Annotated in this window: 8 protein-coding genes and 1 tRNA gene; 6 read left to right on the top strand and 3 right to left on the bottom strand. The window is 69.4% G+C overall.

Annotated features, from left to right (window positions below; all coding sequences use genetic code 11):
* The first annotated feature begins 250 nt into the window (after nucleotides 1-250).
* Genes LQ51_RS12870 through LQ51_RS12880 form a run of 3 tightly spaced genes read left to right on the top strand, consistent with a single transcriptional unit; the run spans nucleotide 251 to nucleotide 7284 of the window.
* Nucleotides 251-1363, top strand: a complete 1113-nt coding sequence (locus LQ51_RS12870; RefSeq protein WP_046565484.1) for a pPIWI_RE_Y domain-containing protein — start codon at nucleotides 251-253, stop codon at nucleotides 1361-1363.
* Nucleotides 1360-4704 carry a pPIWI_RE_Z domain-containing protein gene (locus LQ51_RS12875; RefSeq protein ID WP_046565486.1) on the top strand — a complete coding sequence of 1115 codons (3345 nt, stop codon included), beginning with the start codon at nucleotides 1360-1362 and terminating at the stop codon, nucleotides 4702-4704. Before LQ51_RS12870 ends, LQ51_RS12875 begins: the two co-directional genes overlap by 4 nt.
* On the top strand, nucleotides 4705-7284 hold the full coding sequence (locus tag LQ51_RS12880; RefSeq protein WP_046565487.1) for a pPIWI_RE module domain-containing protein: 2580 nt from the start codon (nucleotides 4705-4707) through the stop codon (nucleotides 7282-7284).
* A 449-nt stretch (nucleotides 7285-7733) separates the two neighbouring features.
* Here the strand turns inward: LQ51_RS12880 and LQ51_RS12885 are convergent.
* Nucleotides 7734-7805: transfer RNA gene (locus LQ51_RS12885), tRNA-Val, on the bottom strand.
* A gap of 50 nt (nucleotides 7806-7855) precedes the next feature.
* Nucleotides 7856-8353 carry a TIGR02611 family protein gene (locus tag LQ51_RS12890; RefSeq protein ID WP_156313075.1) on the bottom strand — a complete coding sequence of 166 codons (498 nt, stop codon included), beginning with the start codon at nucleotides 8351-8353 and terminating at the stop codon, nucleotides 7856-7858.
* 308 nt (nucleotides 8354-8661) lie between these two features.
* Here LQ51_RS12890 and LQ51_RS12895 point away from each other — a divergent pair, with 308 nt between their 5' ends.
* Nucleotides 8662-9093 carry an SsgA family sporulation/cell division regulator gene (locus tag LQ51_RS12895; protein ID WP_007457244.1) on the top strand — a complete coding sequence of 144 codons (432 nt, stop codon included), beginning with the start codon at nucleotides 8662-8664 and terminating at the stop codon, nucleotides 9091-9093.
* Nucleotides 9094-9209: 116 nt separating this feature from the next.
* Here LQ51_RS12895 and LQ51_RS12900 read toward each other — a convergent pair whose 3' ends face one another.
* Nucleotides 9210-9989: a glucose 1-dehydrogenase gene (locus tag LQ51_RS12900; protein WP_046565620.1), complete on the bottom strand. Its 780-nt coding sequence runs from the start codon at nucleotides 9987-9989 to the stop codon at nucleotides 9210-9212.
* A gap of 161 nt (nucleotides 9990-10150) precedes the next feature.
* Here LQ51_RS12900 and LQ51_RS12905 point away from each other — a divergent pair, with 161 nt between their 5' ends.
* Both LQ51_RS12905 and LQ51_RS12910 read left to right on the top strand, forming a co-directional pair.
* Nucleotides 10151-11062 (top strand): helix-turn-helix transcriptional regulator, encoded by a 912-nt coding sequence (locus tag LQ51_RS12905; RefSeq protein WP_046565493.1) that lies wholly within the window; start codon nucleotides 10151-10153, stop codon nucleotides 11060-11062.
* A 7-nt stretch (nucleotides 11063-11069) separates the two neighbouring features.
* Nucleotides 11070-11525, top strand: a complete 456-nt coding sequence (locus LQ51_RS12910; RefSeq protein ID WP_046565495.1) for an RrF2 family transcriptional regulator — start codon at nucleotides 11070-11072, stop codon at nucleotides 11523-11525.
* Nucleotides 11526-11566: the final 41 nt, after the last annotated feature.

An 11566-nucleotide genomic window follows, 5' to 3' on the forward strand; every position in this document is an offset into this window, starting at 1 on the left:
ACGTCAGTACTCCGATCGCCGTTCAAGCTCCCTCTGGGCAGGCAGCACAAATGCCAGTTTGAAGCTCAAGACGGAGTTGACCTTTCGGATGGGGCAAGGACTCCAATCGCACGCGAACACGCCGGGCCACATCGGCCGCCGAATACGAGGGCGCTTCGCGTATTGAATCGGGTTGCCCGGTTGTCATACCGATGAGGTCCAATGGAACTCACCCCGCCTTGCCTACGTCTCTCTCACGCGGAGTGCACATATGATCGATGCACCTTCAGACCCGTCATGGCTGCCCAGCCCGCAGGTTGCTGTTGCGCAGCTCGCCAGCGGGATCCTCGAGTACGCCCAGCAGACCGCATCGGGTGACGCGTTTCGGCTGCCGTACCCGGCGAACCTGCAGCTCGCGCTGGACCGGCTGACCCTGCTCGCCTGGCATCAGAGCGCGCCCGCGCCTGCCAGCGTGGTGGAGCTGCTTCAGCTTGCGCAGCAGCCGTTCGGCGACTGGAAGATCGACCTCACCGGCACCGACGTCGACCCTGATGAGGCCCTGCTCGTCTATGGCCGCCCGACGGCAGCCTGCGAGGAACTCGGCAGCCTCCGTGGGGATGTGGAAGGCGAGATCCGCGAGAACGCGCTGTTGCGGGCGGTGATGGACAAGTCCCGGGCCCACAACGCACCGCAGTCCTACGTCGCGTTCCGCGAGCTCCTGATCCGACAGCCGGCGATCGCGGCGATGGAGCTCGACGCAGGGCTGGCCGATCCTGACTTGGCGCTGCTGGCGGATGAGGTGCGGCAGGCGTATGTGGAGGCACCACCGGAGGCGATGGCGGATGGCGTGATCCGGACCTGCGGCGGGTGCAGCGGTCTTCGGTTGCCACTGGATGACGACCGGACCTGGGTCTGCGAGGACGAAACCTGCCCGGCACCCGGAACGGCCGGGACGGACCACCCAGTAAGCGAGGGCGTGTGGTGGTTGCGGCGTGAGCTACGCACCTTCATCACCGCACCGGGTCGTGCAGAGCTGCGCATTGCCGACGCGATTGGAAAGCTCGGCGTGCCGGTCACGTTGTGGCCGGACTTCGACGCATGCGACATCGCGGTCTTCGAGGATCGGCCTTGGATCGCCGACATCAAGGCCTGGCGCAACCCGTTACGGCTCGCCCGGCGGCTGCGGGAGCGGCTGTTCACCGTGTCGCCCGAGGCGGAGAGGGCCTACGTCGTCATTGGCCAGGAGCAGGTCAAGGCACATCCGCGGTACGTGGCACGGCTGCGGAAGGCGTGCCCCCAGGTGCGGCCGGGACAGCGGATCGTGGCGGTCTCTGAGGCGGAGTTCATCGGTGCCGTGAAGCGGCGGGTGGAGGCGGGGGCATGAGGCAGATCAACACCATCCGCAACCGCTTCACCCGGGCCCTCCGCGGCCACTACACCCCGACCGCGGAGCAGCCTTCGCCGTCCCGCCTGATGGACACCGAACTGTGCCTGTATCTGCTGGAAACAGTCGCCGTCGACCAGGCCGCCAGCGGAGTGCCCGCGTTGCTCGATGGCTACCGGGCGCTGTGGGACGCGGTGCCGCATCCGCCGGCCGACGCGGCGGTCCGACTCGCCAACGCGCGAGCCCTGCTGTGGCGCAGCCAGCGCCCCTACGGGTGGGACGAGTTGCTGCGGGCTTACCTGTCCGTTCCTGAGGCAGTGCGAGGTTACCAATTGGACCCGCTCGGCCGACCGGTACGCCGGCAGTGCAGGGTGGCGGCCGAAAGGTGGGCCTGGTACGAGCAGATGCTCACCGAGCCGCTGCCCTTCGCTACCACCGGCGTGCGGTTCGCCGCACCCGGCCGGTACCGCATGAGCTCCACGGCGCGTGGTCAGGGCGTGACGGTACCGGACAACCTTCCGCCCACGCCGGCTCCGGCTCTGCATGACCTGGCGGTCCGGATGCGGGCACCGATCGAGGTCACGTGGCAGGAGTTGGTGGCGACCGCCTGCGGTATGGATGCCACCGATCTGCAGGCCGGGCGTTCCCCTCATCGATGGGCGGAGCGCCTGCTGGACGTCACGCTGCAGGTCCGGCTGGCCGACGATACCTTCGGCGACGCCACAACCCTTCGCATCGACCGGATCCTGCACATGGTCGGCATGGTCAGCGTCGGCAAGAGCACCCTCGTGACGATTTTGGCGACTTGGGCAGCGCAACATGGCCTCCGGGTGACGATCGTGGTCGGCGACAACTCGGCAGCACTACGCATGGCGCACGAGCTGTCCTGGTACGGCGGCGTGGTGGCGGCACCGGTCATGGGGCAGAACCGCACCCGGCATACGGAGCGGCTCCATCGGCTCCAACCGCCGGCGCCTGGCCGGCTCCTGCCCTCCGATCCGTACGGGTTCGACCTGGTCAGCACGGCCTGCCCACTCGATGCCGTCCGGGGTGCCCCCATCCCCCTAGAGGTACGCGAGGCGCCCTGCCAGCACCTGATCGAGACCGATCCGGACGCCCCGGTGGATCGCTGGCGGGACGGAGCCCGGCGCACCTGTCCCCTGTGGTATCGCTGCCAGCGGCATGAGGCCGCACGTCGACTGGTCACGGCGAACGTGTGGATCGCGACGCCGTGGAGTCTTGTGCACACCTCCGTACCTGGACCGTTGAGCCACGAGCAGATGCGGTACCTGGAGGCGGCGTGGCGGCGCAGTGACCTGATCGTGGTCGACGAGGCCGACCAGGTGCAAGCAAACCTCGATGAGATGTTCGCCAGTGCCCAGGTGCTGCTTGGGCCGAGCCAGGAAGCGTGGATCGACGAGATCGGGGCGCGGGTGGCGGAGAAGCTTCGCGCAACGGGCCGCGCGCCGGTCAGTTCGCGGCAGATCCGCCGGTTCATCACGGCACTGAACCAGGCCCGTTCCGCAGCTGACATCATCTACCAGTTGCTGCAGCGAGACCGGGTCCGGGCCGGCCGGCCGGTGTTGAACTGGCTCGACCCCGACTACTTCACCGCTTGGACCCTTTTCAACAGCCTTGCTCAGAACTGGGCCGGCTACACCTTTGCGAAGGGCCGCAAACCGGACCCCGGCTGGGACAACGATGAGCTCTACAAGTTGCTGCGCGAGCAGTTCAACGCGTTCATCGACGACCCGACGGGAGCATCCGGCGAGGTAGCCGGGGGTCTGGCCACCTTGGCCGAGGCGCAACTATCCGACACGGAAGAGGAGACGCGGGAGGACGCCGTTCGGCAGTGGCTGACCGAGCTGAGCGATCGGGAGTTGGTCGAAGGTAGGAAGATCGCACCGGCGGAGCTCGATCGCAACGTGTGGCGGCTGGAGCTGGCCATCGCCGTAGCGGTGATGGCACACCGGCTCAACCTGATGCTCGCAATCTGGCCGGAAGTCGCGGCCGAGCTGGACATGTTCGACACGCTTCCGGCGGAGGTACGCCGCCCGCCCAGTGACCTCGCCGTCGCGGTGCCCGAGTCCCCGATGGGCAACGTGCTGGGGTTCCAGTACGTCGAAGACGAGACCGACCGCCGCGACGGCCAGCTGGGCGAGTTCAGGTTCTTCCGCTATACCGGCGTAGGGCGTGCCCTGCTGGTCGGCCTACCAGACCTGCTTCCCGCCGACGGGCCAGGCCCGAACGTACTGCTGTTGTCCGGGACCAGTTGGGCCGGCACCTCGCCTCGATACCACATCAACGTGCCGGTCGAGGCGATCCTGCGCCCGTCACCGCAGAAACTCGCCGTCATCTCCGAGACCACGTTCGCCCTGGACATCCAGCACCAGGGCGAACGGAGTATCCCGATCTGGGTGTCCGGCCGCTACGGGGAGGAGCGTGCCAGCGCCCTGCGGCAGATGGTCGCGGCTCTGACTCAGCCGGGCGCGGGTCCCGGTCGACGAAACCGGCTGGAGCGGGAACGAGCCGCCCTGCCGCCCGGCCGGCAGAAGATCATGCTGCTGGTCGGCAGCTACGCCGAGGCCCGCACCGTCACCAACGAGCTGCTTCGGCGTAAGTCCTCCTGGGAGGGGCAGGTGCGCTGCCTCATCGGCGACGACGAGTTGGAAACCGGCTGGGATGACGGCCACTTGCTGCGCCGCGGAGATGTCGCGGACTTCGGCATCGATGACGCGTGGCTGCTGGTCGCCCCCATCCTGGCCGTCGAGCGAGGGCACAACATCCTCAACAACGACGGCGTGGCCGCCATCGGCGCCGCGTTCTTCCTGGTACGTCCCCACCCGCGGCCGAAGGATCTCAGCTACGTCACCCAGCGGATCAATCAATACGCCCTCGAACAACTACGCCCGCACTCGCTCGACGACGACTGCCCGGCACACGAACGCCTCGTAGGTGCCGGCAGCCAGCGACGCCGAGCCGCGCAGCGCCAGTGGCGGCGGTTGCTGCACGCTCTGGTCGCATACAGCCAGCTCGGCACGGACGAACGCCAACGCGTGGCCTGGACCCAACTCGTAACCATCTGGCAGGTCGTGGGCCGGCTCCTACGCGGCGGCCAAGCCGCGAAGGTCTACTTCTGCGACGCCGCCTTCGCACCGGTCACTGCGCGCCGGAGCGACACCGACACCGACCTCGACGATGCCAGCACCAGCCTTCTGCACGGCATGCGCGAAGTGCTCACCCCGTACTTCGAGCCTAACGGCGTCAACACCGATCGGCACCTGGTCCAAGCGCTCTACCAGCCCCTGTACCGCGCCCTCACCAACATGGGAGACCGCTGAATGGCACGCCGCTACGACGACCTCGCTGTCACTGTCATGCGTCTCGATCCCGCAGCCCCGATCGAGCGCGCCTATTACCTCATGCGGTTCCCTGGCCGCTGGAAGGAGCCGCTGCGCCGGCTCGCCCAGGCGCAGCGCGGTGGCGACGTCGCCAGCATCCCAATCGCCTCGCTCAACGACGCGATCACCGCCCTCGTTCCCGACTGCGTCGTCACGCTTCCGTACGCCGGACGTGGCGACGACGACCAGGATTGGCTGCTCGCATACCGCGCGGTAAACCCGGCAGCCATCTTCAACCTGGTCGCGGCGTGGGTACGCGCGCAGAAGGGCACGCCGGAGCAGATCTCCCTGACCCTGTCCCAGCTGCACGCCAGCCACCTCACCTGGTCGCCGGTTCACCTGGACCTGACCGCGCCGGAAGAACGACAGCGCGCCATGCGTCTGCTCCCGATGGAGATTGCGGCGACATTGGCCCGCCCGGACGCTACGTGCCCGCACAACGAGATGCGGTTCCTGCGCTGCCCGAGCGCCCACGGCGCGGAGATCATGTCCTGGCCGCCGGAGCGGATCGAGGATCAGACCCCGTTCTCGGTCAAGATCGGAATCAGCGCGCAGACCCTACCCACCAGTGATGAGCTGCTGGTATATCTGTCGTACGGCGTGCGGCGCTGGATGCCCGCGCGAGGCAAGCTCGCCTTCGACCATGGCCACTCGGTTTACCTGGCGCCGACCGTGCCGTACCTGGCCGGCGTGGAGAACTCTCGTCATTTCGGCACGGCGCGGATCAAGCAGGTCAGGGTGACGGAGAGGGATGGCTCGAACAGCTACGGCCCACGCTGGGACGACGCCTGCGCGAGGGTACTCAAGGAAGCCGGTTGTCTCGGCCGCCTGCCCGACCCGCAGCAGCTGGTCGACAAGCCACTGGACTACCTGCAGCGCCACGGCGACGCAGCTGCGCTGGTATACAGCACCGGCATGCTCTCGGCTGAGAAGGTCAGCGCCGGGTTGGCGGTTGCCGACCGCCAGCCACTGATGGACTGGGTCACCAACGAGCTCACCCCACACCTCCGTCCAGCAGCGGCGCTCCCGCGCGAGAAGCGCACTGTGTACAAGGGGCTTGGCGGCATCAGCGAGAGTCAGGTTTCGGCCACCTACCTCCGTGAGATCGTCGGGCCGCGTCTGGCCGTGGAGCTACTCACCGATACCGACCGCGCCACGCAATACGCCCTCGACCGGCTCGCCACCCGTCTCGGTGTCCCGATGCCCCGCGCCGAGCAGCTTGACGGAACCGGGGTTGACATCGACCTGGGCGCGGTGACCGTTGGGATTCGGCGGCTGGCGACACCGACGATTCGCGCCGACCTTGACCGGGCCGGACGCCGGCCCCAGGCCGCGGTGGAGGCTCGCATCGAGCACATCGCCGACGCACTTGGCGACGCGGCTAACCCGACAATCGCCTTGGTCGAGATCGCCCACCCCGACGCCTATCAAGGCCGGAGACGCGGCGACGATCCCAAGTTCGCCATCCGGCACGGCCTGCTGCGGACGGGGCGGCTCAGCCAGTTCGTCACCCCGGTTGCCGAGCCGAAGCGTCCCCCGCGTGCCCGTGAGGGCAGGGAGGCCTCTGACACGAACCGAGAGCGGTTCGCCGCAGCCGTCGATGACCTGTTCCGGCAGCTCGGCGTACGCCCCGAACCACTGCCTGAGCCGGCGCAAAATACCCTCATCCGGCGGCCGGCCCTCCTGGCCATCTGGATAATCCGCCAGAACAAGGGACGCGTCTGGGGGCTCGCGCGACAGGTCCCGGTCGCCGTGCTCGTCGACCCCACCGGTCAGCATGTGGAAGTCCGTGCGCCCAAGGTGCCCTGGCAGCCGCTGCACACCGGGCTCGTGGAAATCGGTAAGCAGTACGTCAACGTGGACCTCAAGTGCGGCCCCGACGACGTAGTCCGGTTCGCCAAGGACGTCATCGATGAAGCCACCACCGCTTTCCCCGACACCCTGCTACTCACCCATGCACAGAACCTGCGCAGCGTCTGGAACACCCTCACCAACGGCCGCATTCAGCTCGACAGCCTCGGCTTCGGCGCCGGTGAACCTCAGCCGATCAGCAAACTGCCCGGCCTGCGCCATGTACGCGTTCGCACCGCTGAAGGCGGCGAGACGCCGGAGTGCTACGGCGTAACCGACGACGGCACAGGCCAGCCCAAGGGTCTGTGGCGCTTCCTGGTCCATCGGGTATACGGCAGCACCACGGGCAAGCCCAGCACGCACTCCGGAGCGCTGAAGGGCGTGTCGAAGCTGATCCCCGGCGAGCACAACGGCAAGCTCACTGCCCCAAAGCCGAAGGCCCAGGTATGGAACCCGCAATTCATCGAGCTGCTCGTGGCGGGAATCCAGGACGGCGACCAGCCCGAGCACTGGGCGGCGCTGGCGCACGAGCTGCGAGATGCAGCACCGTACGTACGGGGCACCACCGTCCTGCCGTGGCCGCTTCACCTCGCGGAGCAGATCGAGGAATACCTCCTGCCAACCAAGATCGCTGACCTCGATTCGCGAGAGATTCCGGGGGACGAGTAGGGGTTGTGGGCCTCCCGGGATGAGGGAGGTCCACAACTGCGGACATCTGCCGCTGGGCCCGACTGCTTATGCCCGGCTGCGCTCCTCTGCCCCCGCCGTTGGGGCACCGCAGCCGCTGCTGTCTCAGCAGCGGCTACGGGAGGGCCCCATGGAGGACGGGTGCAGCGCCGTGGAGTAAGTCGGAGCGGGATAAGTGAAAGCCGCCGGCCGTGGGGGCACGGTGGACCGCCGGTTGGCAGACCCCACGGTTGGCCGATGCACCGCCGTGACGTCATTCACGGCATCGACGAATCTCTTGCTGGGTCACGGAGCAGCGCCGCGTTTCTCGAGGTCAGGAGCGCGAGCCTGTTGGCGCTGCTCCCAATCTGCTCCCAATTTAAGGGGCAACAGCAGAGAAGCCCGTTACCGGCAATTCCGGCTACGGGCTTCTGACCTGCGTACATCTACGGTGGGCGATACTGGGATCGAACCAGTGACCTCTTCGGTGTGAACGAAGCGCTCTCCCGCTGAGCTAATCGCCCTCAGCGCCGATCACTCTACCTGATCGTCGACGCGGACCAAAAACCGGGCCTCAGTGCGTCGCGAGGTAGTGCATGGCGCGGGCGATCAGGTCGATGCCGAGGCTGTACTTGAGGGATGCCCAGACCACCGCGGAGACGAACACCAGCCCGACGGCGCCGAGCAGGAAGCGTACGGATAGTGATTGACCGGTCACCCATCGGGTCCAGGCCTGGACGTTTCGACGGGTGAAGGCGAGCAGCCGGCGGGCCCAGTGGAACTCGACGGCCCAGACGCCGAGGCCGGCGATGACCAGCAGCCAGCCGGGCCCGGGCAGCGGGATGAGGGCGATGCCGATGGTCACGATGATCGCGCCGAGGACGGCGATGAATATCTTGAGGGCGATCCGGCCGGTGGGGTTGGCCCGGATGAGGTCGAGGGTCAGGTGCGCGCGGGCCCGCCAGCCGCTGCGGCGCCGTTCCACGACGAGGCCGCGTGGACCGGGTTTGACAGGCACTTCGTAACCCCGCCTTTCGACTGTTCGGGCCGTTCCTTTCGGCGGGTCGGCCATGGTCGCGATGGGTTCCTCAGTGGAGCCGAGGATCATTTCCACCCCCAGTGTCGCGCGGGACCGTCACCCCTGCTGAGGACTGGACGTTACCGGAGTAAGTCGACGACTGAACCACCCGTTGCCGGGCGGGATCATGGACTGGGCGAAGCGGAAATCCTACAAGAATTTTCATGTTCTCGGCGGCGTTCCGACACCCTTCCCACCACTGGGTGAAGTCAGCGTATGGCGGAGCGTAGCCAGGAGTAGCACCTGAGTATGGGAAAAGCGGGACACGCGCGTTCCGCAGCGGTGCCGGGGGGAGAACGTCAATGAGTGTCATCCGACCGACGACCGTAGAGGTCGAGACGTCGCTAAGGCTCGTCGCGCCTGACGCCACCGCATTGCCGGTGCGTGCCAGTCTGCGTTACGACCCTGCTGACCCGTATGCGGTCCATGTCCTGTTCCACGCCGAATCCGCCGGCGGTGAGGCGGTGAGCTGGTCGTTCGCCCGCGAACTGCTGGTCACCGGGCTCGACGAACCGGCCGGCATCGGCGATGTCCGGGTCTGGCCGTGGGCCACCCCGCGCGGCGACTTCGTCGCGCTCGCGCTGTCGTCCCCGGACGGCAACGCCCTCTTCGAGGTCCCGCGCAGCGTGCTGGTGCGCTTCCTGCGCCGGACCTACGTCGTCGTCCCGCGCGGCCGCGAGGCCGAGCACCTGGACGTCGACACGGCGGTGAACCGGCTGCTCGCCGGTCGCTGACACGGCAACCTTCCGGGGCCGCGCGGATCTGCCGAGTCCGCGCGGCCCCGGACCGTCGCCGCACGCCGGTCAGCCGTGCGCGGTGATCCCCCCGTCGACCGGGGTGACCACGTCGGTCAGCCGTGCGTGGTGATCCCGCCGTCGACCGGGATGACCGCCCCGGTCAGGTACGCCCCGGCGCGCGAGGCCAGGTAGATCGCGGTGCCCGCCATGTCCTCCGGCCGGCCGATCCGGCCCAGCGGCACCTGCTGCTCGATCGCGGCCCGGGACGCGGGGTCGTCCAGCGCGAACGCCATCATCTTGCTCTCGAACGGCCCCGGCGCGATCGCGTTGACCGTGATCCGCTCACCGGCGAGCTGGTGGGCGAGGCTGCGGGTGAGCATGTGCACGGCCGCCTTGGTCGCCGAGTATGCGTACACCTCCATCCACGGCACGCGGATGCCGTCGATCGAGCCGATGTTAATCACGCGGGCCGGGTCGTCGGGGCCGGCCGCGCCGCGCAGCGCCGGCAGCAGCGCCTGGGTGAGCCGGAAAACGGCCTTGACGTTGACCGCCCAGAGCTTGTCGAAGGCGCTCTCCGGGTACGACTCCAGCGGGGCGCCCCAGGTGGCGCCGGCGTTGTTGACCAGCACGTCGAGCCGGTCGCCGGTGCGCTCGCGCACGGCGGCGGCCAGCCCCAACGCGCCCTCGTCGTGGCTCAGGTCGGCCGGCAGCGCCGCGCAGGAGCCAACCGCCGACAGCTCCCTGGCCACCGTCTCGCAGACCTCGGCCTTCCGCGAGGAGATGATGACCTTCGCGCCGGCCTCGACGAAGCCGCGGGCGATCATCAGCCCGATCCCCCGTGAGCCGCCGGTGACCAGGACCGTCTTGCCTTCGACCGAGAACAGATCCGTCATGCCCATCCCATCGCGAGTCGGCGGGGGCCGCGGGCGTCTCCGGCGACCCAGGCGCTACCGCTCGGTAACCTAACCGTCCCGCGTCCGGCCCGACAAGCCGCCCCTGACCGGCGAAAACCGTCGGGGTGCAGGATGCACCGGGGGCGGTTACCGTCGAGTCGATGGTCACTACCGGACATCTCTCCTCGGCCAGCCGCACCGACCTGCCTCCGTTCGGGCGCGACGACCACCTCGACATCGTGGCGCTGCGTGACCTCGCCCCCGTGCCCGGCTGGTCCCGGCCGGTGCTGCTCGGTGCGGAGCTGCTGATCCTGGTCACCGGCGGTCACGGCACCGCCGAGCTGGATTTCCGCGCGCTGCCCTGCCGGCCCGGCACGCTGCTGCGCGCGCACCCCGGCCAGGCGCTGCGCTGCGTCGGCGGGCAGCTCGACGCGACCGTGGTGCGCTGGGGCGCCGACACGCTGCGCGGGCTGGACGTCGACCCGGACGCGGTGCCCGCGTACCGGCAGCTCGCCGGCGAGGACGAGGACGCGGTGATCAGCGAGGTGACCCAGCTCGCGGTCGACGCCGAGCGGCACGCCGGGGTGCCGGCCGCCGCGGCGCTGCTGCGGCACCAGCTCGCGGTGCTGCTGCTGCGGCTGACCCTGCTGCCCGGCGCGGCGGACCGCCCGGCCCCGCGTCCCGAGCGGGAGACCTTCGAGCGGCTGTGCCGGGAGGTGGAGCGCGGCTACCGGCACACCCGCCGGGTGGAGGACTACGCGGCGCAGCTGGGCTGCTCGGTGCGTACCCTCACCCGGGCCTGCCTGGCGGTGACCGGGCGCAGCGCCAAGCAGGTCATCGACGAGCGGGTGGCGTTGCAGGCCTGCCGGCTGCTGGCCGCCACCGACGAGCCGATCGCCGGGATCGGCCGCCGGCTCGGTTTTCCCGAGCCGACCAACTTCGGGCGCTTCTTCACCCGCGAGGTCGGGGTGAGCCCGGGCGCGTTCCGGGCGGGCCGGGAGCGGCCGATCCCGGTCCGGGTGGTGCGGCCGCGGCCGCCCGCCGAGCCGCCCGCCGCGCCGGGGCGGGCATGATGGCAGGGTGCAGATCTCCGCGCGCGGTGACTACGCGGTCCGGGCGGCCCTGAGCCTGGCCACCGCGTACCCCGCTCTGCTCTCCACCCAGGCCATCGCGACCGAGCAGGACATGCCGCGCAAGTTCCTCGAGGCGGTCCTGGCGGACCTGCGCCGGGCCGGCCTGGTGCGGGCGCAGCGCGGCGCGGAGGGCGGCTACACCCTGGCCCGGCCGCCGCGCGAGATCACCATCGGGCAGATCCTGCGCGCCGTCGACGGCCCCCTCGCCGGGGTACGCGGGCTGCGCCCCGAGGAGACCCGCTACGAGGGCGCCGCGGAGAACCTGCCCCGGCTCTGGGTCGCTGTCCGGGCGGCGGTGCGGCAGGTGGTCGACGAGGTGAGCCTGGCCGAGATGGCCAGCGGGAAGCTGCCCGGGCACGTGCGCCGGCTGATCGCCCGCCCCGACGCCTGGGAACCGCGCTGAGCCGACCGGCGGCCGGCGCCGCGCCCGGAGGACGGGGGCGC

Source organism: Micromonospora sp. HK10 (assembly GCF_000982955.1).
Lineage (GTDB): Bacteria > Actinomycetota > Actinomycetes > Mycobacteriales > Micromonosporaceae > Micromonospora.

Bases quoted from the DNA above. Each gene is read 5' to 3' on its own strand.
- LQ51_RS12870 (WP_046565484.1), top strand. From the start codon at position 251: ATGATCGATGCACCTTCAGACCCGTCATGGCTGCCCAGCCCGCAGGTT.
- LQ51_RS12875 (WP_046565486.1), top strand. From the start codon at position 1,360: ATGAGGCAGATCAACACCATCCGCAACCGCTTCACCCGGGCCCTCCGC.
- LQ51_RS12880 (WP_046565487.1), top strand. From the start codon at position 4,705: ATGGCACGCCGCTACGACGACCTCGCTGTCACTGTCATGCGTCTCGAT.
- LQ51_RS12890 (WP_156313075.1), bottom strand. From the start codon at position 8,353: ATGGCCGACCCGCCGAAAGGAACGGCCCGAACAGTCGAAAGGCGGGGT.
- LQ51_RS12895 (WP_007457244.1), top strand. From the start codon at position 8,662: ATGAGTGTCATCCGACCGACGACCGTAGAGGTCGAGACGTCGCTAAGG.
- LQ51_RS12900 (WP_046565620.1), bottom strand. From the start codon at position 9,989: ATGACGGATCTGTTCTCGGTCGAAGGCAAGACGGTCCTGGTCACCGGC.
- LQ51_RS12905 (WP_046565493.1), top strand. From the start codon at position 10,151: ATGGTCACTACCGGACATCTCTCCTCGGCCAGCCGCACCGACCTGCCT.